The 24,875-nt window shown below is 70.3% G+C and carries 27 protein-coding genes; 15 read left to right on the plus strand and 12 right to left on the minus strand.

The window, feature by feature from the left end:
• Window positions 1-107: 107 nt before the first annotated feature.
• Window positions 108-1,619: an arabinosylfuranosidase ArfA gene (gene arfA, locus FS825_RS11620; RefSeq protein ID WP_144713109.1), complete on the plus strand. Its 1,512-nt coding sequence runs from the start codon at window positions 108-110 to the stop codon at window positions 1,617-1,619.
• A gap of 194 nt (window positions 1,620-1,813) precedes the next feature.
• Here the strand turns inward: arfA and FS825_RS11625 are convergent, their stop codons facing one another.
• Window positions 1,814-2,974 carry a helix-turn-helix transcriptional regulator gene (locus FS825_RS11625; protein WP_186377202.1) on the minus strand — a complete coding sequence of 387 codons (1,161 nt, stop codon included), beginning with the start codon at window positions 2,972-2,974 and terminating at the stop codon, window positions 1,814-1,816.
• Entirely contained in the window at window positions 2,971-3,120 is a 150-nt protein-coding gene (locus FS825_RS18650; protein ID WP_186377203.1) for a hypothetical protein, read from the minus strand. Before FS825_RS18650 ends, FS825_RS11625 begins: the two co-directional genes overlap by 4 nt.
• A gap of 390 nt (window positions 3,121-3,510) precedes the next feature.
• On the opposite strand from FS825_RS18650, the gene FS825_RS11635 reads away from it, so the two are divergent.
• Genes FS825_RS11635 through FS825_RS11645 form a run of 3 tightly spaced genes read left to right on the plus strand, consistent with a single transcriptional unit; the run spans window position 3,511 to window position 4,819 of the window.
• Window positions 3,511-3,795: a hypothetical protein gene (locus tag FS825_RS11635; protein ID WP_144713115.1), complete on the plus strand. Its 285-nt coding sequence runs from the start codon at window positions 3,511-3,513 to the stop codon at window positions 3,793-3,795.
• Window positions 3,792-4,073 (plus strand): ANTAR domain-containing protein, encoded by a 282-nt coding sequence (locus FS825_RS11640; protein WP_144713117.1) that lies wholly within the window; start codon window positions 3,792-3,794, stop codon window positions 4,071-4,073. Before FS825_RS11635 ends, FS825_RS11640 begins: the two co-directional genes overlap by 4 nt.
• Window positions 4,070-4,819: a GAF and ANTAR domain-containing protein gene (locus tag FS825_RS11645; protein WP_144713119.1), complete on the plus strand. Its 750-nt coding sequence runs from the start codon at window positions 4,070-4,072 to the stop codon at window positions 4,817-4,819. Before FS825_RS11640 ends, FS825_RS11645 begins: the two co-directional genes overlap by 4 nt.
• 9 nt (window positions 4,820-4,828) lie before the next feature.
• Here FS825_RS11645 and FS825_RS11650 read toward each other — a convergent pair whose 3' ends face one another.
• Together FS825_RS11650 and FS825_RS11655 are read right to left on the minus strand one after the other, a co-directional pair.
• Window positions 4,829-5,119, minus strand: coding sequence for a hypothetical protein (locus tag FS825_RS11650; protein WP_144713121.1), 291 nt, complete (start codon window positions 5,117-5,119; stop codon window positions 4,829-4,831).
• A 148-nt stretch (window positions 5,120-5,267) separates the two neighbouring features.
• Complete coding sequence (locus FS825_RS11655) at window positions 5,268-6,260, minus strand: LacI family DNA-binding transcriptional regulator (RefSeq protein WP_144713220.1); 993 nt, start codon at window positions 6,258-6,260, stop codon at window positions 5,268-5,270.
• A gap of 199 nt (window positions 6,261-6,459) precedes the next feature.
• Between FS825_RS11655 and FS825_RS11660 the strand changes: the two genes are divergently transcribed.
• The 5 genes from FS825_RS11660 (at window position 6,460) to FS825_RS18655 (ending at window position 12,006) form a co-directional block, all read left to right on the plus strand.
• Window positions 6,460-7,395, plus strand: a complete 936-nt coding sequence (locus FS825_RS11660; protein WP_144713123.1) for a carbohydrate ABC transporter permease — start codon at window positions 6,460-6,462, stop codon at window positions 7,393-7,395.
• The gene (locus tag FS825_RS11665; protein ID WP_222126922.1) at window positions 7,392-8,351 is read left to right on the plus strand and encodes a carbohydrate ABC transporter permease; all 960 of its coding nucleotides are present in this window, start codon (window positions 7,392-7,394) and stop codon (window positions 8,349-8,351) included. The genes FS825_RS11660 and FS825_RS11665 overlap by 4 nt, the downstream gene beginning before the upstream one ends.
• Window positions 8,352-8,448: 97 nt before the next feature.
• Entirely contained in the window at window positions 8,449-9,783 is a 1,335-nt protein-coding gene (locus FS825_RS11670; RefSeq protein WP_144713125.1) for an ABC transporter substrate-binding protein, read from the plus strand.
• Window positions 9,784-9,852: 69 nt separating this feature from the next.
• Window positions 9,853-11,697: a glycoside hydrolase family 35 protein gene (locus FS825_RS11675; RefSeq protein WP_144713126.1), complete on the plus strand. Its 1,845-nt coding sequence runs from the start codon at window positions 9,853-9,855 to the stop codon at window positions 11,695-11,697.
• 156 nt (window positions 11,698-11,853) lie between these two features.
• The gene (locus FS825_RS18655) at window positions 11,854-12,006 is read left to right on the plus strand and encodes a hypothetical protein (RefSeq protein ID WP_186377204.1); all 153 of its coding nucleotides are present in this window, start codon (window positions 11,854-11,856) and stop codon (window positions 12,004-12,006) included.
• Between the two features lie 107 nt (window positions 12,007-12,113).
• Here the strand turns inward: FS825_RS18655 and FS825_RS11680 are convergent, their stop codons facing one another.
• The gene (locus FS825_RS11680; RefSeq protein WP_144713128.1) at window positions 12,114-12,431 is read right to left on the minus strand and encodes a biopolymer transporter Tol; all 318 of its coding nucleotides are present in this window, start codon (window positions 12,429-12,431) and stop codon (window positions 12,114-12,116) included.
• Between the two features lie 44 nt (window positions 12,432-12,475).
• On the opposite strand from FS825_RS11680, the gene FS825_RS11685 reads away from it, so the two are divergent.
• The 3 genes from FS825_RS11685 to FS825_RS11695 all read left to right on the plus strand — a co-directional run bounded on the left by FS825_RS11685 (window position 12,476) and on the right by FS825_RS11695 (window position 14,609).
• Window positions 12,476-13,549, plus strand: a complete 1,074-nt coding sequence (locus tag FS825_RS11685; protein ID WP_144713130.1) for a spore photoproduct lyase family protein — start codon at window positions 12,476-12,478, stop codon at window positions 13,547-13,549.
• Window positions 13,550-13,617: 68 nt separating this feature from the next.
• On the plus strand, window positions 13,618-14,211 hold the full coding sequence (locus FS825_RS11690; protein WP_144713132.1) for a nucleotidyltransferase domain-containing protein: 594 nt from the start codon (window positions 13,618-13,620) through the stop codon (window positions 14,209-14,211).
• A complete protein-coding gene (locus FS825_RS11695) occupies window positions 14,211-14,609 on the plus strand; it encodes a hypothetical protein (RefSeq protein ID WP_144713134.1) in 399 nt (132 codons plus the stop codon). The genes FS825_RS11690 and FS825_RS11695 overlap by 1 nt, the downstream gene beginning before the upstream one ends.
• 30 nt (window positions 14,610-14,639) lie before the next feature.
• Here the strand turns inward: FS825_RS11695 and FS825_RS11700 are convergent, their stop codons facing one another.
• Window positions 14,640-15,311 (minus strand): TetR/AcrR family transcriptional regulator, encoded by a 672-nt coding sequence (locus FS825_RS11700; RefSeq protein WP_144713135.1) that lies wholly within the window; start codon window positions 15,309-15,311, stop codon window positions 14,640-14,642.
• 95 nt (window positions 15,312-15,406) lie between these two features.
• On the opposite strand from FS825_RS11700, the gene FS825_RS11705 reads away from it, so the two are divergent.
• Entirely contained in the window at window positions 15,407-15,754 is a 348-nt protein-coding gene (locus FS825_RS11705; protein ID WP_144713137.1) for a DoxX family protein, read from the plus strand.
• Window positions 15,755-15,780: 26 nt separating this feature from the next.
• Here FS825_RS11705 and FS825_RS11710 read toward each other — a convergent pair whose 3' ends face one another.
• The 3 genes from FS825_RS11710 to FS825_RS11720 are packed head-to-tail and all read right to left on the minus strand — an operon-like array spanning window position 15,781 to window position 18,115.
• A complete protein-coding gene (locus tag FS825_RS11710) occupies window positions 15,781-16,878 on the minus strand; it encodes an SDR family oxidoreductase (RefSeq protein ID WP_144713139.1) in 1,098 nt (365 codons plus the stop codon).
• A 23-nt stretch (window positions 16,879-16,901) separates the two neighbouring features.
• Window positions 16,902-17,720: a CPBP family intramembrane glutamic endopeptidase gene (locus tag FS825_RS11715; protein WP_144713141.1), complete on the minus strand. Its 819-nt coding sequence runs from the start codon at window positions 17,718-17,720 to the stop codon at window positions 16,902-16,904.
• Entirely contained in the window at window positions 17,717-18,115 is a 399-nt protein-coding gene (locus tag FS825_RS11720; protein ID WP_144713143.1) for a DUF3253 domain-containing protein, read from the minus strand. Before FS825_RS11720 ends, FS825_RS11715 begins: the two co-directional genes overlap by 4 nt.
• A gap of 126 nt (window positions 18,116-18,241) precedes the next feature.
• Between FS825_RS11720 and FS825_RS11725 the strand changes: the two genes are divergently transcribed.
• Entirely contained in the window at window positions 18,242-19,522 is a 1,281-nt protein-coding gene (locus tag FS825_RS11725) for an alpha-amylase family glycosyl hydrolase (protein WP_144713224.1), read from the plus strand.
• A 118-nt stretch (window positions 19,523-19,640) separates the two neighbouring features.
• Here FS825_RS11725 and mmsB read toward each other — a convergent pair whose 3' ends face one another.
• The 3 genes from mmsB to chvE form a co-directional block, all read right to left on the minus strand.
• On the minus strand, window positions 19,641-20,822 hold the full coding sequence (gene mmsB / locus FS825_RS11730; RefSeq protein ID WP_144713145.1) for a multiple monosaccharide ABC transporter permease: 1,182 nt from the start codon (window positions 20,820-20,822) through the stop codon (window positions 19,641-19,643).
• The gene (mmsA, locus tag FS825_RS11735; RefSeq protein ID WP_144713147.1) at window positions 20,809-22,359 is read right to left on the minus strand and encodes a multiple monosaccharide ABC transporter ATP-binding protein; all 1,551 of its coding nucleotides are present in this window, start codon (window positions 22,357-22,359) and stop codon (window positions 20,809-20,811) included. The genes mmsB and mmsA overlap by 14 nt, the downstream gene beginning before the upstream one ends.
• Before the next feature lie 104 nt (window positions 22,360-22,463).
• Window positions 22,464-23,594: a multiple monosaccharide ABC transporter substrate-binding protein gene (gene chvE, locus FS825_RS11740; protein WP_144713149.1), complete on the minus strand. Its 1,131-nt coding sequence runs from the start codon at window positions 23,592-23,594 to the stop codon at window positions 22,464-22,466.
• Between the two features lie 180 nt (window positions 23,595-23,774).
• On the opposite strand from chvE, the gene FS825_RS11745 reads away from it, so the two are divergent.
• Window positions 23,775-24,824: a LacI family DNA-binding transcriptional regulator gene (locus tag FS825_RS11745; RefSeq protein ID WP_144713150.1), complete on the plus strand. Its 1,050-nt coding sequence runs from the start codon at window positions 23,775-23,777 to the stop codon at window positions 24,822-24,824.
• The last annotated feature ends 51 nt before the right edge of the window (window positions 24,825-24,875 follow it).

The following is a 24,875-nucleotide window of genomic DNA, read 5'->3' on the forward strand; positions in this document are numbered from 1 at the left end:
TTAGGTGAGCGCTCACTTTTCGTGACGGCCCGATTCGTCCACCGGACGGTCCGTCCCGCTCCCCGCACGACCAGAAGCACCCGCTGTAGCACGATCGAAGGAGATCCATGCCCCGCACACACCTCGTCCTGGACGCCGCGTTCACCGTGGGGCCGGTGCGCCGTCGCCTCTTCGGCGGGTTCGTCGAACACCTCGGACGCCACGTCTACGACGGCATCCACGAGCCCGCGCACGAGACCGCCGACGAGCACGGCTTCCGCAAGGACGTCATCGACCTCGTCAAGGAGCTGAACGTCTCGGCCATCCGCTACCCCGGCGGCAACTTCGTCTCCGGCTACAAGTGGGAGGACGGCGTCGGCCCGGTCGAGCAGCGGCCGAAGCGGCTCGACCTCGCCTGGCACTCCACCGAGACGAACGAGGTCGGCCTGCACGAGTTCCAGCACTGGCTCGACCAGGTCGGCTCGGAACTCATGCTCGCCGTGAACCTCGGCACCCGCGGCACGGCCGAGGCGATCGAGCTGCTCGAGTACGCCAACATCGACGCCGGCACCGCCCTGTCCGAGTACCGCAGGTCGAACGGCCGTCAGGAGCCCTTCGGGATCTCGATGTGGTGCCTCGGCAACGAGATGGACGGCCCGTGGCAGCTCGGCCACAAGAACGCCGACGACTACGGCAAGCTCGCCGCGATGACGGCCAAGGCCATGCGGCAGATCCAGCCCGACCTCGAGCTCGTCGCCTGCGGTTCCTCCGGGGCGTCGATGCCGACGTTCGGCGAGTGGGAGCGCACCGTCCTGGAGCACACCTACGACGACGTCGACTACATCTCCGCGCACGCCTACTACGAAGAGGGGGACGACCTGCCGTCGTTCCTCGCCTCCGGCGTGAACATGGACCACTTCATCAAGACGGTCACCACTGCCGCCGACCACGTGCAGGCGCAGAAGAAGTCCGACAAGCGGATCGACATCTCGTTCGACGAGTGGAACGTCTGGTCGATCAGCAAGTGGAACGAACAGCAGAAGGAGTTCACACTCCACGACTGGCCGGTCGCCCCGCGCCTGCTCGAGGACGTCTACACGGTCGCGGACGCGGTCGTCGTCGGCGGGCTCCTGATCTCGCTCCTGCGCCACGCGGACCGGGTCGCCTCGGCCTCGATCGCGCAGCTCGTGAACGTGATCGGCCCGATCATGACCGAGCCCGGCGGGCCGGCCTGGCGCCAGACGACGTTCTTCCCGTTCTCGGTGACGTCGCGCCTCGCGCAGGGCACGTCCCTGCAGGTGAAGTCCTCGGGTGACACCGTCGACGGCGGCAAGCACGGCGAGGTCCCGGTCGTGGACTCGGCCGCCACGGTCGCCGAGGACGGCTCCGTCGCGGTGTTCCTCGTCAACCGGCACCAGTCCGAGTCGACCACGGTCACGATCGACCTCGCCGGCCTGGGCGCCAGCGGCGACGCCGAGGTGCGTGCCGAGGGTGTCTGGGACGACGACCTGCACGCGGTGAACGACCTGTCCGACACCGAGCGCGTCGGGCTCCGGACGAACGAGAGCGTCCGTCGCGACGCGGACACCATCACGATCGAACTGCCGCCGGTCTCGTGGACCGCGGTCTCGATCGGCTGATCGGGGAAGAGGCGCCTCGGCGGACACCACGGTGAGCGTCGAGTGAGCACGGAGGGCGTCGGGTCGCGTGAGCGGCCCGGCGCCCTCCGCCGTCCGGTGGGCCGTCCGGCGGGCCGCCGTCCGCGGGGCCGCCGTCCGGCGGCTCCGACGTCCGGCGGGGCCGCGGCCCGGCAGGGCCGCCGGACGGCGCGGCGTCAGTGGTGCAGGGTCTGCCGCGGGTACTCGCCGAACGCCTGCACGTACGCGCCGGAGAACCGGCCGAGGTGCGAGAAGCCCCATCGGCGTGCCACGGCCCGCACGCTCGTCGACGCAGGGTCCGCCTGCGTCAGGTCGATCCGGACGCGGTCGAGTCGGAGCCGCTGCACGTACCCCATCGGGGTCTGACCGAGGTTCCGCTGGAACGACTCCTGGATCGACCGGACGCTGAGGCCCGCGGCGTCGGCGATCTCGGCCACGGTGAGCGGCCGGTCGACGTGGGTGTGCACGAACTCGACGGCCGCCCGCAACCGTCCCATCCGGGGCAGGAGCACCACGTCGGGCAGCCCCGGGACCTCCGGTGGGTAGAGGTCCAGGAACGCCGCTGCGGCGTCGCGGGTCAACGTCTGCCACAGCAGGGACGCGACGCCGTTGTGGAGCTCCCGGGAGAGCAGCGTCATCTGCGCCCGCCACCGCGCGACGGCGACCCGGTCGAGCGGGCGGAGGTGGTCGAGCGCCAGGTTCGTGACCCGCCCCGTGGCGAGCCGCTCCGCCGCCACGTCGTGGACGAGGGCGCGCGAGAGGTGCACCAGGCGCTGGTCGTGGTCCTGGAAGTCGAACACGAACTCGCGGTCCGTCGGGAGGAGCATCGGGACGCCCAGGGTGAGCGGCACACGGTCGACCTGCACGTCGGGGACGCCGGACCCTTCCGTGATCCACTGCACGATGTAGTCGTCCGTGCGGGGGACGGCACCGCGGATGCGGCCGGTGATCCGGGAGCGGCGGAGCGTCAGTGCGTCGTCGCCCACGGCCGTGTACCGGTACGTGAACGGCTGGTCCGTGACGGACGCCGCCCAGTGCTTGCCCGCGTACAGGCCGCCGATCTCGGCGACTGCCGCGTCCGGCCGGGTGCCGATGGCCTCGAGCCGGACGCTCCGGCGCGCCTCGATCGCGACGGACGCGCGCGCCTCGAGATCGGCGGACGCGCGAGCATCGATCGCGGCGGACGCGCGGGCCTCGATGTCGGCGGACGCGCGCGCCTCGACGGCCGCGCCCGCCTCGACGGCCGCGCCCGCCTCGGCGGCCGCGCGCGCCTCTGCCGCAGCCCACTCCTCGGTCGACCCGCAGTCGCGGAGCCACCGCTCGATCGCGATGCTCATGTCAGGCGGAAGAAGTCGGCGTACGACGGCTCGATGCCGTGTCCGGCGGTCCGCAGGCGGACGTTCGCGGCGAGGACCGCCGGATCGGTGAGCCCGGTGCGCCGCCGCCACTCGGCCGTCGTGGACGGGAGCTCGTCGGCGCTCATCGGCGGCGCGTAGGTGGTGCGCGCGGCAGTGCCGTGCGGCGAAGTGCCGATGGCGAAGCTACTGGTCAACTCGATCACCCCTGATCAGCTCGGAGACGGCGGGTCGTGTCCGCGGCCGGGGTCTGGGGCTGCTGTTCGCCACGCTAGGTGAGTCACTGCGGACCCGCAAGGTTTCTCGTGTCCGACCGCCCGGACCGTCCGCCGAACGCAGGAACGAGCCCCGCTGGCGGCCTGACGATCCGCGGTGGTGGTATCGCTGGGCTGAGCGGGACGAACGAGACCGACGCGGACTCGACGCAGTGAGAAGCAGTGAGAAGCAGTGAGAAGGCGGGCGGTCGTGAGCTACGGAACCCGGCTGCTGGACGGGGTACTCCCCACGGTGTCACTGTGATGCGCACCGACGACGCCCGCCCGGTGCCGGACGGGGACCGCGATCGCAACACGGGAGCTCTCGCAGCGGCGTTCGCGCACCTGCCGGTCGACGGCGTCGCGATCTCGACGCTCGGCGCCCCGTTCGGTTCGGAGACCGTGAGTGCGAGCAACGCGTTCGCCGCCCGGCTCGACGAGGTCCAGCTCGACCTCGGCGAGGGGCCGATCTGGCAGGCGCTCCGTTTCCGGACCGTCGAACTGCAGCCGGAACTCGGTGCGACCGTGACCGAAGCGGGGTCCAGGTGACCGCACGTCAGGTGCTCGCGCAGGGACTGCAGCGCGCCGAGTCCGAGCGCGAGCGGCGTTGGAGCCCGGGTCAGTACTCCCGTCGGGAGGTCCACCAAGCGGCCGGGATGGTCGCCGCGCAGTCCGGGACGAGTCCGGCGGACGCGCTCCTGCTCCTCCGTGCCGCAGCGTTCTCAGCCGGTACGAGCCTCCAGTCCGTGTCCTCGGACGTCATCGCTCGCGTCATCGGCTTCGAGCGGCCACTCGACCCCGGCGCAGCAGGAAGGAACCCGACATGACGGAAGACCGCGAACGCCGTCTCATCGACGCGTTCGTCGAGGTTACCGGCAGTCTGGTCGCCGACTACGACGTCGTCGAGATGCTGCAGACCCTCGTCGACAACGCGACGGACCTGTTCGACGTCGACGCCGCCGGCATCATGTTGGCGAACCAGGACAGTGAGCTCGAGGTCATCGTCGCGACGAGCGAGCGGAGCAACCTGCTCGGCATCCTCCAGCTCGAGGCGGGTGAGGGCCCGTGCATCGAGGCGTTCCGGACCGGCACCACGGTGTCCGCGGACGATCCGGAGGACATGGGGCGACGGTGGCCGGTCTTCGCGACCGAGTCGGGGACCGCCGGGTACGCGTCCGTGCACTCGATCCCGCTCCGGGCTCGAGCTGCCGTCCTCGGATCGCTCAACCTGTTCCGGAACACCCCCGGCCACCTCAACGATCGTGACGCTGCGGCCGCCCGAGCCCTGACCGACGTCGCGACCATCATCATCCTGCAGCAGCAGAGTGCCGGCCACGCCGCCCGGGCGCAGGAGCAGTTGCAGCAGGCCCTGGACAGCCGGATCGCGATCGAGCAGGCCAAGGGCTTCCTCGCGCACACCCACCAGGTGGACATGGACACGGCGTTCGCACTGCTGCGCCGGTACGCGAGGTCGCACCAGATGCTGCTGCAGGAGGCCGCGCGCGGCGTCACCGAACGGACGATCGTGATCCCTCCGGCGCAGGTCCCCGACCCGGCCCCGAGCGCGACCTGACCGGAGCGCTCAGACCTTCGGCGGCCCGTGGCGGACCGCCCGCGCGCGCCAGGAGATCTCCTCGACGAACGCGCGGGTGTCCGGGCCCATCGGGTCCTCGGCCGCGTCCTCGACGAGCAGACCGAGCGCGGGGGCGAGCAGGAACGTCGTCGTCGTGGTGCTCCCGAACGCGTCGACTGTCGGGACGGCGACGGTGTCGGCGAGACCGGAGTGCGCGAGGGCGGCTGCGTAGTCGAGGACCGCGTCGGCGGCTTCGTCCGTGGTGAGGACGGCAGTCAGGCCGTAGACGATGTTCTTCATGGTGCCTCGCGTGCCGTGGTGGTCTGGGCGAGGGCGGCCTGCGCTCGGCGCGAGTCGTCATCCGGGGACGCGGGAAGGGCGCGGACCCGGGGCCGGACAGCTGACCGACCCGAAGCGGATCTTACGTGGACCCGGCTGACCGGCCTCTTCAGGCGATCGGCGGCGCGGCAGCCGTGCTCGCGCGTTCGACCAGCCGCACCGGCACCAGGTCCGCCGTGGAGCGCACGGGCTCACCCGCGATCTGGGCGAGCAGGTTCGAGACCGCTCGGCGTCCGACCTCGTCGAAGGACTGGTGCACGGTGGTGAGCGGCGGCCAGAACGAGTCGGACTCGGGGGAGTCGTCGAACCCGACGACGCTCAGGGTCTCGGGGACGGCGCGGCCGAGTTCGTGTGCGGCGCGGAGGACGCCGAGCGCGGTCTGGTCGTTCGCGGCGAACACGGCGGTGATCTCCGGCCGACCCGCGATCGAGCGCCCCGCCCGGTAGCCGGACTCGGCGCTCCACCCGCCGTGGAAGACCGGCGGGACGGTGCGGCCGGCGGCTTCGAGCGTGGCCTTCCAGGCGGCGAGTCGACGGGCGGCGGAGTACGAGGACGCAGGTCCCGCGACGTGCCAGACGGTTTCGTGCCCGAGGTCGAGCAGGTGCTGGGTGGCCTGCCGCGCGCCGTCGGCCTGGTCGGTGTCGATCGCGGGGTGCTGGGTGGTGCCGGTCGAGTCGATGACGACCATCGGGACCCCGTCGGGCAGGACGACCTCGGCGGTGTCGATGATGTGCGACTCGATGATGATGACCACGCCGTCGACGGCCTGTTCGTGCAGTCGCGAGAACGCCGAGCGGACGCCTTCCTCGGTGCGGGAGGCCATCGGCAGCAGCGTGATCGTGAAGTCGGCGGCACCGGCGGCGTCGGCGATCGCTTCGAGCGTGCGCATGTTGCCGTAGGACGCGAGCGTGAACATGATCACGCCGATCGTCCGGAAGTGGCCGGACCGCAGGGCTCGTGCCGCCCGGTTCGGTCGGTACCCCAGCGAGGACATCGCGCGCTGGACCCGGTCGCGGGTGTCCGGGGAGACGTTGTCGAAGCCCCGGGCGACGCGGGACACGGTCTGCATCGAGACCCCGGCCGCCTCGGCCACGGCGGCCATCGACGGGGATCGACGCGTACCGGACAGGTCGGTCGTCACGGGGCTCTCCGATCGGTGTGCAGGGACGTCGAACGCGAGGCCCCTCACCGGACGGTAGCGCATGTTGACGTTGCCATGCTATCGTCGCGGCGTTCGATGTTGACGTCAACATAGACGTCCACCGCACCATGCACCCGGACACACACGACGAAGGAGTCACATGAGCACGCTGGAAGCGCGCGCACCCGGAGCCACCGCCCCGGCCGCGTCACCGCGGCGCCGCGCGAAGCCCCGCGGCCGCTGGACGGGGTGGCTCTTCGTCGGACCGTTCGTCGTCGTCCTCGTGGCGATGCTCATCGTGCCGATCGGCTACGCCCTCTGGCTCAGCCTGTTCCGCGACCAGCTCATCGGCGGCAACCAGTTCGTCTGGTTCGCCAACTACGTCCAGCTCTTCCAGGACGCCAAGTTCTGGTCGGGCCTCGGCCGGGTCGCGCTGTTCCTCCTCGTGCAGGTCCCGATCATGCTCGGCCTCGCACTGGTCGCCGCCCTCGCGCTCGACAGTGCCCGACTGTGGGGGACGAGCTTCTTCCGCATCGCCGTGTTCCTGCCGTACGCGGTCCCCGGTGTCGTCGCGGCACTCATCTGGGGCTTCATCTACGGCAACCAGTTCGGCCTCACCGGCGCCGCGAACCACGCGCTCGGCATCGACCTGCTGCAGCCGTTCAGCCCGAGCTGGGTCCTGACGTCGATCGGCAACGTGGTCACGTGGGAGTTCCTCGGCTACAACATGCTGATCTTCTACGCGGCGCTCCGCACCGTCCCCGGCGAGCTGTACGAAGCGGCGGAGCTCGACGGTGCCGGCCCGCTGCGCACGGTGTTCTCGATCAAGCTCCCGGCGCTCCGCGGCCCGATGGTGATCGCCACGATCTTCTCCATCATCGGCAGCTTCCAGCTCTTCAACGAGCCGAACCTGCTGAAGACCCTCGCCCCGAACGTCATCGGCAGCGCCTTCACCCCGAACATGTACGCCTACTCGCTGTCCTTCAGTGGTCAGCAGTTCAACTACTCCGCCACCGTCGCGATCGTCATGGGCGTCATCACCGCCGTGATCGCCTACGTCGTCCAGGTCCGCGGCAGCCGCGAGGAGAACCGATGAGCACCGCCACCGTCACCGAGGCGACCACGACGCAGCGCGACCCGCGCGAGGAGGCGAGCCGCGCCTCCAGGCCGACCCGCACCCGCCGCCTGCGGAACGCGGAGGGCGGGCGCAAGCAGAAGCGTTCCGGCCTCCTCACCGCGGTGATGGTCGTCTTCGTCGTGTACTCGTTCGCGCCGCTGTTCTACCTGCTCGTGAACAGCACGAAGACGCAGACGTCCCTGCTGTCGACGTTCGGCCTGTGGTTCGGCGGGAAGTTCAACCTCTGGCAGAACATCGTCGACACGCTGACGTACAACGACGGCATCTTCGTGCAGTGGCTCGGCAACACGCTGCTCTACGTCGTCGTCGGCGCCGGTGGCGCGACCCTGCTCGCGACGATCGCCGGTTACGGCATGGCGAAGTTCCGCTTCCCGGGCCGGCGCGCGGTGTTCGCGGTCGTCCTCGGCGCGATCGCCGTCCCCGGCACCGCGCTCGCCGTCCCGACCTTCCTGCTGTTCTCGCAGTTCGGCCTGACGAACACGCCGTGGGCGATCATCCTGCCCTCGCTCATCAGCCCGTTCGGCATGTACCTCATCTGGACGTACGCGGTCGACGCGATCCCCGCGGAACTCCTCGAGGCCGCTCGCATGGACGGCGCCGGTGAGTTCCGGATCTTCTTCACCATCGCCCTGCGCCTGCTGGCCCCCGGCGTCGTCACGGTCCTGCTCTTCGCCGTCGTCGCCACCTGGAACAACTACTTCCTGCCGCTCATCATGCTGAGCGACCCGAAGTGGTACCCGCTCACGGTCGGCCTCAACCAGTGGAACGCCCAGGCCACCGGGTCCGGCGCGCAGCCGATCTACAACCTCGTCGTCACCGGATCGCTCCTCACGATCATCCCGATCGTGGTCGCGTTCCTCTTCCTCCAGCGCTTCTGGCAGTCCGGCCTCGCGGCCGGTTCCGTCAAGGCCTGACCCGGTCTGGAGGCGCGAGGCGGCCCCGCCACGCGCCTCCGCCTCCGGTGCACAGCAGCCCTACCCCCCCCCAACACGAAGAAGTGAAAGGCACCCCATGAACAAGCGTCTCCGGCGCGGCCTCAGCGCCCTCGCCATCGGCGTCACCGCAGCGATGGCCCTCGCCGCCTGCGCGTCCGGCGGATCGTCGTCGGGCGGATCGTCCGACGACATCACGAAGGCCCTCGAGAAGGGCGGCACGCTGACGTACTGGTCGTGGACGCCGTCCGCGAAGGACCAGGTCGCCGCGTTCGAGAAGGCCTACCCCAAGGTGAAGGTCAAGCTCGTCAACGCCGGCACCGGTGCCGACCAGTACACGAAGCTGCAGAACACGATCAAGGCCGGCTCCGGTGCCCCGGACGTCGCGCAGGTCGAGTACTACGCGCTCCCGCAGTTCGCCCTGTCCGACTCGCTGCTCGACCTGTCGTCGTACGGCTTCGGCTCGCTCGAGGACAAGTTCGCCGCGAGCACCTGGAAGTCGGTCACCGACGGCGACAAGATCTACGGCCTCCCGCAGGACTCCGGCCCCATGGCGCTGTTCTACAACAAGAAGGTGTTCGACAAGTACGACATCGCGATCCCGAAGACCTGGGACGAGTACGTCGCCGCGGCGAAGAAGCTGCACGCCGCCGACCCGGACGCGTACATCACCGCGGACTCCGGCGACGCCGGGTTCACCACGAGCATGATCGCCCAGGCCGGTGGCACCCCGTTCACCACCAAGGGCGACAAGGTCACGATCGACCTCGCCGACGCGGGCACGAAGAAGTGGACGAGCACCTGGGACCAGCTCGTCGAGCAGGGCCTGCTGTCGAAGACCGTCGGGTGGAGCGACGACTGGTACAAGCAGCTCGGCAACGGCCAGATCGCCACGCTCATCACCGGCGCGTGGATGCCCGGCAACCTCGAGGCCAGCGTCGCCGACGCGTCCGGTGACTGGCGCGTCGCCCCGATGCCGACCTACGACGGCGGCACCGCGCAGACCGCGAACAACGGTGGCAGCGCCGAGGCGGTCATGAAGCAGACGAAGAACCCGGCACTCGCCGCGGGCTTCCTCAAGTGGCTCAACTCGTCGAAGGCCTCCACCAAGGTCTTCATGGCGTCCGGCGGGTTCCCGTCCACCACCGCTGACCTCGACTCGTCGGCGTTCCTCGACGAGAAGCCGGACTACTTCGGCGGCCAGCAGATCAACAAGGTGCTCGTCGACGCGTCGAAGTCCTCGGACAACGACTTCACGTACCTGCCGTACCAGGTGTACGCGAACAGCGTCTACGCCGACACCGTCGGCCAGTCGTACGAGAACGGCACGTCGCTCGAGTCCGGTCTCGCGGCCTGGCAGAAGGCCCTCGCCAAGTACGGCAAGGACCAGGGCTTCACCGTCTCGTCCAAGTAGTCACACACCTGTAGAACCGGGGCCGTGCGGATCCTTCCGCACGGCCCCGTCTCCTGAGAGGGTCATCCCATGCGCTTCGCCATCGGCGACACCGACTTCCTGCTCGACGGCGAGCCGCACCGGATCCTGTCCGGCGCGATCCACTACTTCCGGGTGCACCCCGACCTCTGGGCGGACCGGATCCGCAAGGCGAAGCTGATGGGGCTCAACACCATCGAGACGTACGTCGCCTGGAACGCGCACGCACCGTCGCCTGCTTCGTTCAGCCTCGAGGACGGTCTGGACCTCGGCCGCTTCCTCGACCTCGTCGCGGCCGAGGGCATGCACGCCATCGTCCGCCCCGGCCCCTACATCTGCGCCGAGTGGACCAACGGCGGTCTGCCGTACTGGCTCTTCGCCGACGGGACCGTGGGGGTCCGGCGGGACGAGCCCGGGTTCCTCGCCGCCGTGCAGGGGTACCTGGAGCACCTCGCGCCCGTCCTCGTCCCGAGGCAGATCGACCAGGGCGGACCGATCGTGCTCGTGCAGGTCGAGAACGAGTACGGCGCGTACGGCTCCGACCCCGTGTACCTGCAGAAGCTCGAGGCGATGCACCGCGCGATCGGCCTCACCGTCCCGTTCACGAGCGTCGACCAGCCGATGGGCACCATGCTCGAGGACGGCTCGCTGCCGTCGCTGCACAAGACCGGGTCGTTCGGGTCCCGGTCGACGTCACGGCTGGCACGACTGCGCGAGGCGCAGCCCACCGGTCCGCTGATGTGCTCGGAGTTCTGGGACGGCTGGTTCGACAGCTGGGGCGAACACCACCACACCACCTCGGCCGCCGATTCGGCTTCGGACCTGGACGACCTGTTGGCCGCGGGCGGCTCGGTCAACATCTACATGTTCCACGGCGGCACGAACTTCGGCTTCACGAACGGGGCGAACGACAAGGGCGTGTACCGGCCGATCGCGACGTCGTACGACTACGACGCGCCGCTCGACGAGGCGGGGCGGCCGACGGCGAAGTTCCACGCGTTCCGTGCGGTGATCGAGCGCTACGCGCCCGTCCCGCCGCTGCCGGCGTCGATGGAGCCGGGTGGGTCGGGGCGCCTCGGTGTCGGCGCCGTCGGCGCTGTCGGTTCCGTCGGTGTCGGCCTGGAGGCGCGGGTCGACCCCGCCACGGACGTCGCCGTCCGTCTCGACCGCGTCGCGTCCCTCCGTTCCCTGCTGCCCGCACTCACCGAGTGGTCCACCCACGACGCCCCGCCCACCTTCGACGCACTCGGAGCCGCCTCCGGCTTCGTGCTGTACCGGACCGAGGTCGACCTGCCCAACGGCGGCGTGCTCACGGTCGGCGAGGAGGTCCGGGACCGCGCGATCGTCACCGCCGACGGTGTGGTCGTCGGCGTGCTCGAGCGCGAGCACCACGACCGCGCCATCGCACTCCCGCCCGTCGTCGGCACGCTCGAGCTCCTCGTCGAGGACCAGGGTCGCGTCGACTACGGCCCCCGGATCGGCGAGCCGAAGGGGCTGATCGGCGGGGTCGCGATCGGCGGCGTCCCCGTCGCCCGGTGGTCGGCGTCGCCGCTCGAGCTCGACCCCATCGCCCCCGGAGCGCTCGCGGTCCTCGACGCACTCGAGCCGTCGACCGGTGAGGCCCTGGGCGGCCCGGTGTTCGCGGCGGGGTCGTTCGACCTCGCGGTGGCCGACGACCGGTACCTCTCGCTCGACGGGTTCCGGAAGGGGGTCGCCTGGGTGAACGGGTTCTGCCTCGGGCGGTACTGGTCGCGCGGGCCGCAGACGACGCTCGCGATCCCCGGGCCGGTGCTCCGCGCGGGGCGGAACGAGCTCGTCGTGTTCGAGCTGCACGCGGCGGCGTCCCGGACGGCGTGCCTGCTGCTCGAGCCGGCGCTCGGCCACACCGAGGCGTAGCCCGGGGCCGGGCTGCCGGGGCGGGCGGGGTCCCGGGTAGGATCGGGCGTACTTGGTGGAATCGGGCGTACCTGGTCGGAACGTTCGGCAAGGTACGCCCGATCCCGCTTCCCATCGCAGGCGTGATGGGAAGAACACGGCGTCGAGGGGGACACCATGCTGGATGCGCTGAAGTCGGTGGGGCGGGTCGTCGTCCTGACCCTGCAGGTGCTCGCGAGGGCGTCGGACGGGCTCGGGTCCAGCGGGGCCGTCGGTCCGGGCGCCGCGCCGATCCCCCCGACGAAGCCGCCGGAGGAGTACCGGCCCTAGCGGGCGGCACCCTTCCGGACGTACTTGCCGTTTCCGGGCGTACCCGGTCGGAAGTTCCGCCCGGGTACGCCCGGATTCGCTTTCCATCGCGGGCGTCTTGGGACGGCTCAGTCCATCGCGTCCGTCGCGTCCAGCGCGTCGAGCTCGGCCACGGCACGGCGGGCGTCGGCGATCCGGTCTGCCTCCGGGCGCTCCCACCACTCCGGGCCGCGTTCGCCCAGCCCGTGCTTCGCCAAGCCGTTCCGGTGTCTCGCGGCGGCCAGGGCCTCGTCGTCGCCAGCCCGCTTCGCCTGCTTGACGGCGTTCCTGCCACGGCCGAGGTGCGACCGGAGCGCCGCCGCGACGTCCTCGGGGAGCGCGGGATCGGTGCGTCGCCAACGCCGGCCGTCGACGACGAAGAAGTGGTCGTCGGGTTCGGCGGGCATGAGTCGAGTCTGCACCGTCGGTGGTGTCCGGTAGACAGGTGGTGATGACCGAGATCCGCGTGCGCCCGATGCTCGACGTCCGCCGCATCTACGCGGAAGCCGCTGCGCTCGAACTGCCGCGCGGACAGGAGATCGTCGAGCGCTGGCCCGACGCAGAGATCGTGCCCGTCGCGTCGCACTGGAACATCCCCGAGGTCCACGGCGACGAACGCAACGTGCAGCGCTGGGTCCGCATCAAGACCGAGGCGCTCGTGCTCGGCGTGAAGAAGTCGCTCGTGACCCGGCCGAACGGGCGCTCCGCCGACTTCATCGCCCCGTCCACCGCGAACGGCTGCGCGATGGCGTGTGCCTACTGCTACGTGCCACGCCGGAAGGGCTACAGCAACCCGGTCACCGTGTTCGCGAACATCGACCAGATCACCAAGCACGTCGCCCGGAACATCGCGAAGCAGGGCCCGAAGACCGAACCGAACCAGTGCGACCCGGACGCCTGGGTGTACGACATCGGCGAGAACAGCGACTGCTCGGTGGACGCGATGATCAGTGAGAACGTGCGGGACCTCTGCGACCTGTTCCGGATGAGCCCCACCGCGAAGGCATCGTTCGCGACGAAGTACGTCAACCGCGACCTGCTCGACTGGGACCCGATGGGGCGCACCCGCATCCGGTTCTCGCTCATGCCGCACGAGACCGCCAAGGTCACCGACATCCGGACGACGCCGGTCGCCGAGCGGATCGCCGCGGTCAACGACTTCGTCGACGCCGGGTACGAGGTCCACCTCAACTTCTCGCCGGTCATCCTGACGCCGACGTGGGAGTCCGACTGGGCCGAGCTCCTCCGGCAGGTCGACGACGTGCTGTCGCCGGCGGCGAAGGAGCAGCTCGCGGCCGAGGTGATCTTCCTCACGCACAACCAGCCGCTGCACGAGGTCAACCTCGGGTGGCACCCCAAGGCCGAGGAACTGCTGTGGCGTCCGGACCTGCAGGAGCAGAAGGTGTCGCAGAACGGCGCCGTCAACGTCCGGTACCGGTCGGGCATGAAGGGGCAGCTCGTCGAGCGCTTCCGCGAACTGGTCGCCGAGCACCTGCCGGCGTGCCGGATCCGCTACGCCTTCTGACCTCCCCGGTGTGCACAGGATCGGTACATGTGTACCGGTTCTGTGTACACTCGTCGCAGGAGGAGACGATGCAGCTCACGCAACCGCTCGCCACACTGGTCGGGCCGACGCAGGCGAACGCCCTGCGAGTGCTCTCGCGCACCGACGCCGGCATGACCGGGCGCCAGGTGTCTCGCGTCGCCGGTGCCGCGCAGCACACCGGGATCAAGCGAGCACTCGACAAGTTGGAGCAGGTCGGGCTCGTCCAGGTCGAGCGGGGGCTCCAGCACTCGTCCTACCGCGTCAACCGAGAACACCTGCTCTGGCCCGCCGTCGAGCTGAGCCTCAGAGCTGGGGACGAGCTCGAGCGACGCATCGCGGCGTTCGTCGAGGATGCCGACGCCGGTGTGCTCTCGGTGTCGATCTTCGGCTCGCTGGCGCGGGGGACGGCGACCGAGTCCTCCGACGTCGACCTGCTGGTGGTGTTCGCGGACGGTGTGGACACCGAGGTGGTCGTGCGACTCGGCGATCTCGTCCGCCGGTGGACGGGTAACGAGTGCCAGGTCTTCGACGTCACGCGTGCCGATCTCCGTCGGTTCGTGGCGGAAGGGGACCCGCTCGTCGGGTCCTGGCGGGACGAAGCGCGGACCGTCTTCGGACCGGACGTCCGGTCCCTGCTCTGATGGTCGGACGCGTCCGCGCCGTCGACAGCCGCGCGGTGGGCATGCGCCGTGACGAGGCGCTCGCGTACCTCGAGGTCGCCCGCCTCCTGGCGGATTCGTCGGACCACGCCGACTGGAAGGCTTCGGGGGCGAACGCCGTGCTCGGCGGCATCGCGGCGTCGGACGCGATCTGTGGCGCGGTGCTCGGGCACCACCACGTCGGCGACGACCACGCCGCGGCGCGGCAGTTGCTCGACAGCGCGTGCTCGCCCGACCGTCGGCCAGGAGCGCACTTCAAGCGACTCACGGACGAGAAGACGCACTTCCAGTACTCGGCCTCCCGCGTCACGCAAGAACAGGCGCGCCGACTGCTGACGGCTCTCGAACGACTCGTGGCCACGGTGGACGCCCTCCGCTGAGACGGCCGTGCCGGCGGCGTGCCGGATCCGCTACGCCTTCTGACGTGACGGCCGGTGCCGCTCGGCCATGGCCCGACGGACCTGGTCCCCGCGCAGCGGCGGACCGGACAGCGGGGTCCGCGGCACCCCGGGTGCCCGGAACCCGTCGAGCACCAGGTCCACCCACCGTCCGTACGCCGTCGGCGCCACCCGGCCGAAGGTGCGGATCGTCTCGGCGATCGACAACTGCAGGACCGCGACGTCGGCCAGTGCCGCGTCGGACCGGACGACGCCGGCCGCCTGCCCCGCGGCGAACAGCCCGTCGATCCCGTCCTGCACGGCGACGCGGAGCGCCAGCAGCCCCGGTGCTTCGCGGTAGTCGGTCGTCATGAGCTCGCTGAACCCGGTGCGCCTGGCCTCGATCGACGCGGTCTCCCGGACGAACGTCGCGAATCCCGCCCACGGGTCCGTCGCCGACAACTCGAGGCACCGCTCGACGAGGTCGAGCACCTCCTGCATCGGTTCGGTGAGCACCGCCTCCCACAAGGAGGCGCGGGTCGGGAAGTGCCGGTACAGCGTCGCGTTGCCGAGTCCGGCTGCGACCGCGATCGGTTCGAGTGGAGCCTGGAGGCCGTGGTCGGTGAACGCGGACCGGGCCGCGTCGACGAGGGACTGACGGTTGCGCGCGACGTCGCGTCGCAGCGGGCGCGGGTCGTCGGTCATGTCGCCAGCGTAGTTCGGCCGCTCGGGAATACGGGGAGTGGTCCCCGGTTTGAAACGGGGACTGTTGTCCGTTTCGTCATCACCAGGAGCCTCCCGTGCACATCGCCGCCATCGTCCTCTCGCTCGTCCTCGCCCTCGCCATGCTCGGTTCCGGAGTGATGAAGCTCATCCGGAACCCACGCATCGTCGCCTCGATGGAGGCCGTGCACGTCACGCCTGGTCAGATGACCGTCCTCGGACTGCTCGAGGTCGCCGCGACCGTCGGCCTGGTCGTCGGGCTCTGGTGGACGCCGCTCGCCATCGCGGCCGCTATCGGTGCCGTGGTCTACTTCGCCGGTGCCGTGATCGCACACCTGCGTGCGCACGACCGTGACCTCCAGGGCGCGGTCGTCCTGCTGGTGCTCGCGGTCGCGACGCTCGTGGTGCTGCTGCTCGCGCTGTAGCCGGCCACCGACCTGCGCCGGCCGCCTCAGGGGATGAGGCGGTCGGCGCGGTACCGGGCGAACAGGTCGGTGAACGCCCGCTCGGTCCGCCGGTACCCGGTGAACCCGGCCTCGCGGCTCTTGCTCATGTCGGTGACCACCTCCATCGCCCGGCCGAGGTCGGCGTCGGTGTGCCACCACGATGCGAGCCGCGCGATGTCCGCCTCGACCAGGCTGTGCCGCTCCGCGATCCCGGCCCACTCCGGTTCGTGGGGCACCATCTGCTCCTCGAGGGGCCTGATCCGGTCCGTGTAGCCGACGACGCGGGCGGGATCGACGCCGAGGTCCGCTGCGAGCCGCGGCCACATCCAGCGCCAGCGGAACACGTCGCCGTCGACGATGTTGAACGCCTCGTCCGCACCTTCGGGCGACGTCGCCGCCCAGACCATGTGCTCGGCGAGGAGGCCGGCGTCGGTCATGTCCGTCAGGCCGTTCCACTGCGCCTCGCTCCCAGGGAAGACGAAGTCGAGGCCGAGCTCCTTGGCCAACGTCGCCTGCACCGCGATCGTCAGCCCCATGTTCATCGCGTTGCCGACCGCGTGGCCGATCACGGTGTGGGAGCGGTGCACGGACCAGGTGAAGCCCTGGCGCTCGGCGGCGGCGAACAGCTCGTCCTCCTGCGCGTAGTAGAAGTTCGGGGTGTCGAGCCGGGGCTCCTCCTCGTGGAAGGGCGTGTCCGGCATCTCGCCCGCGGCGTACGCCTCGAACGGGCCGAGGTAGTGCTTCAGCCCGGTCACGAGCGCGACGTGCTCGAGCGGAGCGTGGGACAGGGCGGCGAGCAGGTCACGGACCATGGCGCCGTTCACGCGGATGTTCTCGGCCTCGGTCTCCTGGCGCTGCCACGCGGTGAAGAAGACGTGCGTCGGCTGCTCCCCGGCGAGTGCGACGCCGAGCGAGGACGGGTCGCGCAGGTCGGCGGCGACGGTCCGCACGCCGTCCCGGGCGATCGGGCGGCGGGAGAGCGCGGTGACCCGCCACCCGTCGGCGAGCAGGTGGTCGACGAGCGCCGAGCCGGTGATGCCGCTGGCGCCCACGACGAGGGCGTGGTGGTCGGTGGACTGCGGAGTGGTGTCGTCGAGTGTCATCGACGTGCCCAACACTCGTCGCCTTACTGGTGTTCCCCGGGCCGGGAGACGCGTCCTGTGACGAAGAACAGGGCCACGAGGCCGAGGACCGGGTAGAGGAAGCTGAAGATCCCGGCGAAGCCGATGAGCCCCGCGTCGCCCGACGTCGCGGAGGTCGCGTCGACGCCGCCGGTCGCGAGGATCGTCGTCGGGTCGGTGGCGGCGTGGAGGAGCATGGCCGGGACGATGCTGCCCGTGACGCGCATCGACAGGTAGAGCATGATGCCGACGCCGAAGGTGTAGAAGACCGTCAGCGCGACGGCGAGCGGCGCTGCCCCACCGATCCCGTTCACGGCGTGCATCAGGCCGAAGAGCACCGCGGACAGCAGCGCGACCGTGCGTTCGGTGTGGTGACCGCGGCGGAGGAGGGTGACGGCGACCCCACGGGCGATGAGCTCTTCCGTGAACCCGACGCAGAGCCCGAGGAACAGCACCGCGAGGACGACCTCGACCGAGTACGCCGACCAGTTCGTGGCGACGACCCGGACCACGATCGGGATGATCAGCAGCGCGACCGCGATCCACATCCACCGTCGCCCGGGGACCGGTTGCCGCCCGAAGACCTCGCGGCCCCAGCCGAGCGAGCGGACGAACACCCAGGTGAGCAGTCCCATCACCAGGATCGGCAACGCGACCCCGATGACGACCGGACCGGGCGTCGCGAGCAACTCGCGCGAGCCCGTCCCGCGAGCGAGCGTGTGCGCGTTCACCCAACCCAGTCCCTCGTAGACGGCGAGGTAGACGACGACGACGAGGACGGCGCGCCACCAACCGCCGCGGTCCCAGAACCGCTGCCAGCTCACCGCGGCCGCCGGATCCGGATCGGGCCCTTGGCCGTCGAGGGGTCGACGACGCTGCCGTGCTGCGTGATCTCGACCTCGCCGCGGGCCATCATGCGTCGGGCTGCCCGCCGGGCCGGCTCCATCAGGTCGCGCCAGTCGTCCGGGTCGATCGACCGGGCGACCTCGGACGGGCAGATGCTCGACGTCCGGGCCCGAGCGGCGAGGAGCTCGTCGATCCGTTGTTCGAGCGCGCGGTCGGTGGCGTCCACCCCGTGCTTCCGGCACGCGGCGGAGCACCACTTCGCCTCGGGCGCCGCTGACGACGGCATCCGGCGCCCGCACGAGGCGCAGGTGCGTTCCGCGTGCGCCGACTCCGACGCGTCGGCGTCGGCAGCTGTCCTGATCGCTCGTCCCACCCCTCCATCCTGCTCTCCCTGTCCGCTTCCGTACGCGGCCCAGGCGCCGCTGGCAGCATCGGGTCGGTGAACCCCGCCGACAGTGCACCCGACCGAGCCCCCGAACCCGCCTGGGTCGAGCACGCGATGTGGTGGCACGTGTACCCGCTCGGCTTCGTCGGCGCGGACGTGCGCCCCGGGACCGCCGTGCCGGACCGCTCCGTCGACCACCGACTGGGACGGATCGCCGGGTGGCTGGACCACGTCGTCGACCTCGGCCTGAACGGCCTGCTGCTCGGGCCGGTGTTCGCCAGCTCCACCCACGGGTACGACACCGTCGACCACTTCCGGATCGACCCCCGGCTCGGCGACGACGACGACTTCGACCGACTCGTGACCGCTGCGCACGATCGGGGCGTGCGGGTCCTGCTCGACGGGGTGTTCAACCACGTCGGTCGCGAGCACCCGGCGTTCCGTGCACTCGGCGCCGACGGGCCGGACGCGCCGACGGCCGACCTCTTCGCGGTGGACTGGGTCGGGTGGCAGCCCGGGGACCCCGTACGCACCGGGAACTTCGAGGGCCACGACATCCTCGTCGCGCTCGACCACGGCAGCCGCGCCACCGAGGACCTGGTCGTCGAGGTGATGACGCACTGGCTCCGTCGTGGGATCGACGGCTGGCGTCTCGACGCCGCCTACGCCGTGCCGCCGGCGTTCTGGGCACGGGTGCTGCCGCGGGTCCGGGAGCGCTTCCCGGAGGCGTGGTTCAGCGGCGAGGTGATCCACGGCGACGCGGCCACGATCGCACGGGAGTCGACCATGGACTCGCTGACGCAGTACGAACTGTGGCAGGGCATCTGGCACGGCATCGCCGACGGCAACTGCTTCGAGCTCGGGCACGCCATCGAGCGGCACGACGCCCTGCTGGAGACGTTCGTTCCCACCACCTTCGTCGGCAACCACGACGTCACCCGGATCGCGAGCGCCGTGGGGGAGCGGTTCGCCGAGCACGCCGCAGCGGTGCTGTTCACGGTTGCCGGCACACCCGTCGTCTACGCAGGTGACGAGTACGGCTGGACCGGGGTGAAGGAGGACCGCGAGGGCGGTGACGACGCCGTCCGCCCGGCCTTCCCGGAGGTCCCGCCCGAGGCGGCGCCGATCACGCACGCGCACGAGGCACTCATCGCGCTGCGGCGTCGCAACCCGTGGCTGCACCGGGCCCACACCGACGTGGTGCACCTCTCGAACACGGCGGTCGTCCTGCGGACGGCGACCGCTGACGCCGCCGTGGTGACCGCCCTGAACCTGGCGGACGACCCCGTCGAGGTGCCCGCGGCCGATGCGACGCGGGTGGAGGCGGGCGGAGGCGACGTCGAGGACGGGACCCTGCGCCTCCCGGCTGCCGGCTGGGCCGTCGTCACCCGCTGAACCGCAACGAGACTCGGGCTGGGCGACAGATCTCGCGTGTGGGAACACGAGAAGTGTCGCTCAGCCCGAGTCTCGGGCCGGCCGGCCGGGCCGGCCAGCCGGGCCGGCCGCGCGACCGCTACTTGCGCGCGGACGCCGCCCGGCGCTTGTTGAACACGTCGAACGCGACCGCGGCGAGCAGCACCAGGCCCTTGATGAGCGACTGGAACTCCGTCCCGACACCGAGGATCGACATGCCGTTGTTCAGGATGCCGATGATGAGACCACCGACGATCGCTCCCGGCACGGTGCCGATGCCGCCGGTCACGGCCGCGCCACCGATGAACACCGCGGCGATGGCGTCGAGCTCGAACCCGTTGCCCGCACTCGGCGACGCGAGGTTGAGCTGGCCCGTGAACACCACGCCGGCCAGGGCCGAGATGACACCCATGTTGACGAAGAGCAGGAACGTGACCCGCTTCGTCTTCACGCCGGACAGCTGCGCGGCGAGGGCGTTGCCGCCGATGGCGTAGATGTGGCGGCCGAACACCGCGCTCCGCATGACCACGGAGTACACGACGACGAGCAGTCCGAGGATCACGAGGACGATCGGCGTGCCGTTGTAGCTCGCGAGCAGCAGGGCCACGTAGATGACCAGCACCACGCCGAACGCCAGCTTGACGATGAACCACGGGAAGGGCTCGCTCTCGAGCTGGTACTTCCGGCGGGTGGCGCGACCACGGAACGCGACGACCACCATGACGGCCGCGGCGGCGAAGCCGAGGATCATCGTGAGCGGCTCGTAGCCCGAGGTCCCGAAGGTCGGCAGGAAGCCGGAACCGAGCGACCGGAAGCCGTTCGGGAACGGCGAGATCTGCTGGTTCTGCAGGGCGATCTGGGCGGCACCGCGGAAGGCGAGCATGCCCGCCAGGGTCACGATGAACGCCGGGATCCCGAAGTAGGCGATCCAGAAGCCCTGCCAGGCACCGACGAGCGCGCCGATCACGAGGCAGAGGACCACGGCCACCGGCCAGGGCAGCCCCCACTGCGTGATCATCACGCCCGCCATCGCACCCGTGAAGGCGACGACCGACCCGACGGAGAGGTCGATGTGCCCGGCGATGATGACCATCACCATGCCGATGGCGAGGATGAGGATGTAGCTGTTCTGGACGATCAGGTTCGAGACGTTGATCGGGGCGAGGGTGATGCCGTTCGTCGTCACCTGGAAGAAGATGACGATGACGATCAGCGCGATGAACAGGCCGATCTGTCGGAGCTGCCCGGTGAGGTAGCCGGCGGCGGACTTAAGCGCGTTCATTGACAGGGGTCTCCCGTTCCTGGGTCATGTACTGCATGAGGACCTCGGGTGTGGCCTCGGAGCGGGGCACGTCGGCGGTGATCGTGCCCTCGGAGAGTGTGTAGATGCGATCGCAGATGCCGAGGAGTTCCGGGAGTTCGGAGGAGATCACGATGATCCCCTTCCCCTGGTCCGCGAGGCTGTTGATGATCGTGTAGATCTCGTACTTCGCGCCGACGTCGATGCCGCGCGTGGGCTCGTCGAGGATGAGCACGTCCGGGTCGGCGTACATCCACTTCGACAGGACGACCTTCTGCTGGTTCCCGCCGGAGAGCTTGCCCGTGACGACGTCGACGTTCGGCGCCTTGATGTTGAGGTTCTGGAGGAACTGCGTGGCGACGGTGGTCTCCTGCGACGCGTTGACGAACCCCCACTCGGCGAGCTTGCCGAGCGCCGAGCCGGAGATGTTCCGCTTGATGTCGTCGATCAGGTTGAGGCCGTAGCGCTTCCGGTCCTCGGTGACGTAGGCGATGCCGTTGTCGATCGCCTGCGACACCGTGTGCGTCTTCACCGGGGTGCCGCGCTTGTACACGGTGCCGCTGATGCCGGTGCCGTACGACTGCCCGAAGACGCTCATCGCGAGCTCGGTGCGCCCGGCGCCCATGAGTCCGGCGATGCCGACGATCTCGCCCGCGCGGACGGTGAGGTTGGCCTGGTGGATGATCTCGCGACTGGCGTCGAGCGGGTGGTGGACGGTCCAGTCCTCGATGCGGAGGAGCTCCTCACCGACCCGCGACTCGTGCTCGGGGTACCGGTTCGACAGGTCGCGGCCGACCATGCCACGGATGATCCGGTCCTCCGACACGTCGTCGGCGTGCATGTCGAGCGTCTCGATGGTCTGCCCGTCGCGGATGATCGTGACCTTGTCCGCGATCGCCTTGATCTCGTTGAGCTTGTGGCTGATGATGATCGCCGTCATGCCCTCGGCCTGCAGCGACCGGATGAGGTCGAGCAGGTGCGCGGAGTCGTCGTCGTTCAGCGCCGCGGTCGGCTCGTCGAGGATGAGGAGCTTCACCTTCTTCGACAGCGCCTTCGCGATCTCGACGAGCTGCTGCTTGCCGACGCCGATGTCGACGATCTTGGTGACCGGGTTGTCCTTGAGGCCCACGCGCTGCAGCAGCTCCGCGGCCGCCAGGTTCGTCTTGTTCCAGTCGATGAAGCCGCCCTTGGACCGCTCGTTGCCGAGGAAGATGTTCTCGGCGATCGACAGGAACGGGCTGAGGGCGAGCTCCTGGTGGATGATCACGACGCCCGACGCTTCGGAGTCGTTGATGTCGCCGAACTCCACGGGCGCACCGTCGAGCAGGATCTGCCCGTCGAACGTCCCGTGCGGGTAGACCCCGGAGAGCACCTTCATCAGGGTGGACTTGCCGGCGCCGTTCTCGCCGCAGATCGCGTGGACCTGGCCGCGCTCGACCTCGATCGAGACCCCCTGCAGGGCCTTGACGCCGGGGAACGTCTTGGTGATGTCACGCATCTCGAGGATGGTGTCGGTCATGTGGACCGCCTTCTGGGTCGTCCGCGCGTCGGCGCGCGGAAGGAGAAGGACGGGAGGCGCGGTGCGGGCCGGCACCGCGCCTCCAGTCCGGAGAGGGGTTGCGACTACTTCAGGTCGGCTTCGGTGTAGTAGCCGGAGTCGATGAGCACCTTCTGGTAGTTCTCCTTGGTGACGACCGTCGGCTGGAAGAGGAAGGTCGGGACGACCTTCACCTTGTTGTCGTAGGTCTTGGTGTCGTTGACCTTCGGGGTCTTGCCGGAGAGCAGGTCCTCGGCCATCGACGCGGACTTCTCGGCCAGCTGGCGGGTGTCCTTGTAGATGGTGGAGTACTGCTGGCCCGCGATGATCGACTTGACGCTCGCGGCCTCGGCGTCCTGACCGGTGATGGTCGGGAGCGGTCGGCTGCTGGTGCCGTAGCCCGCGCCCTGGAGCGCGGAGATGATGCCGATCGACATGCCGTCGTACGGGGAGAGCACGCCGTTCAGCGTCGTCCCGCCGGAGTACGACTTCGCGACGAGGTTCTGCATGCGGGCCTTGGCGGTCGCCGGGTCCCACTGCAGCGTGGCGGCCTGGGTGAAGCCGTCCTGGCCGGAGCCGATCTTCAGCGTGCCGTCGTCGAGGTACGGCTTGAGGGTCTTCATCGCGCCGTTGAAGAAGAACGTGGCGTTGTTGTCGTCGGGCGAACCGGCGAACACCTCGATGTTGAACGGCCCCTTCTTGCCGGTCTTCTTGCCGTCCGCGTCGAGCACGCCGAGGCCGGTGAGCAGGCTGGTGGCCTGGTCGACGCCGACCTTCTCGTTGTCGAACGAGACGTAGTAGTCGACGTTCTTGTTGCCGGTGAGCAGGCGGTCGTAGGAGATGACCTTGATGCCGGCCTTCTTCGCCGCGTCGAGCTGGTCGGAGAGCGAACCGCCGTCGATGGACGCGAGGATGAGGACCTTCGCGCCCTTGGTGATCATGTTGCTGACCTGCTGGACCTGCTGCGGGATCTTGTTGTCCGCGTACTCGAGGTCGACCTTGTAGCCGGCCTTCTCGAGGTCGCTCTTGACGGCGTTGCCGTCCTTGATCCAGCGCTCCGACACCTTGGTCGGCATTGCGACGCCGACGAGGGCGCCCTTGTTGTCGCTGCTGCTGCCGCCGCCGTCCGTGGACGCGCGGCCGCCGGCCGAACAGCCGGCCAGGGCGATGGCGATGCCGAGGGCGGCGACGCCCGCGACGATCTTGCGCTTCATCATCGAAGTACCTCTGTTCCTGCGCGTCGTCGTCGACGCGCTCGGTGCCGGGGCTGCTGTGCCCCGCGGGATCCGCTCATGTGAGCGCTCACATAATGGGGGGTTCCGTGACGGGGTGTCAACTCATCGTGACCGTTTCGCGATCTTGTCGCCTCGGTCGTACCGCGCGGTACGGTTGGCGACGTGACGACCACGACCGCGCTCGGGGGCGCCGGCGGCAGACCCCGCAAGGCGCCCACGATCTTCGACGTCGCCGAGCGCGCCGGGGTCTCGCACCAGACCGTCTCACGGGTCATCAACGGCGATCCGACGGTCCGCGAGCAGTACCGGACGCAGGTCGCCGACGCCGTCGCCGAGCTCGGGTACCGCCCCCGCGCCGCCGCCCGGGCGCTCGCCGGCGGACGCAGCCGTGCGCTCGGCATCATCACCGCGGGCGACGCGCTGTACGGGCCGTCGAGCACCGCGATCGGGTTCGAACGCGCCGCCCGCTCCGCCGGGTACCACGTGCTGCTGTCGACCCTGCCCGACGACCCGCGCCCGACCGACCTGTCCGGCGCGCTGACGACGCTGCTCGCCCAGGACGTCGCGGCGATCGTCCTGGTGGCCGCCGACAACCGGGTGCTCGACGCCCTCGCGTCGCTGACCGTGCCCGTCACGGTGCCCGTCGTGGTCGCGAACGCCGTGCAGCGCGATGCCGCCCGCGTGCCCACGGCACCCTCGGTGGCAGCGGTCGCGATCGACCAGTCCGCCGGGACGACGCTCGTGATGACGCACCTGTTCGACCACGGGCACCGGCGGATCGTGCACATCGCCGGCCCCGGCGTCTCGCAGGAGTCCGAGGTCCGTCGGGCCACCTACGAGCGGATCATGCGCGACGCGGGCCTCGAGCCGGTCGTGCTCGACGGGGACTGGACGCCGGCGAGCGGGTTCGCGGCCGCGCGGACGATCGACGTCCACACGGTCGACGCGGTCTTCGCCGGGAACGACCAGATGGCGCTCGGGGTCCTGCACGCGTTCGCGGAGGAAGGGCTCCGGGTCCCGGACGACATCGCGGTCGTCGGGTTCGACGACGTCCCCGAGGCCGCGCACTTCACGCCGCCGCTCACCACCGTGCGGCAGGACTTCCGGGCGATGGGGGAGCGGGTGCTCGACACCGTGCGGGCCCTCGTCGAGGGGGAGCCGCGGGACGAGACCCTGCTCGTGCCCGAGCTGGTGGTGCGGCGCTCCGCCTGACGCGCGCGGCGCGGGCCGCGCCGCGCGGGCGGCGCCGCGCGCTGCGGGCCG

It is taken from the genome of Curtobacterium pusillum (assembly GCF_007680845.1).
Lineage (GTDB): Bacteria > Actinomycetota > Actinomycetes > Actinomycetales > Microbacteriaceae > Curtobacterium > Curtobacterium pusillum_B.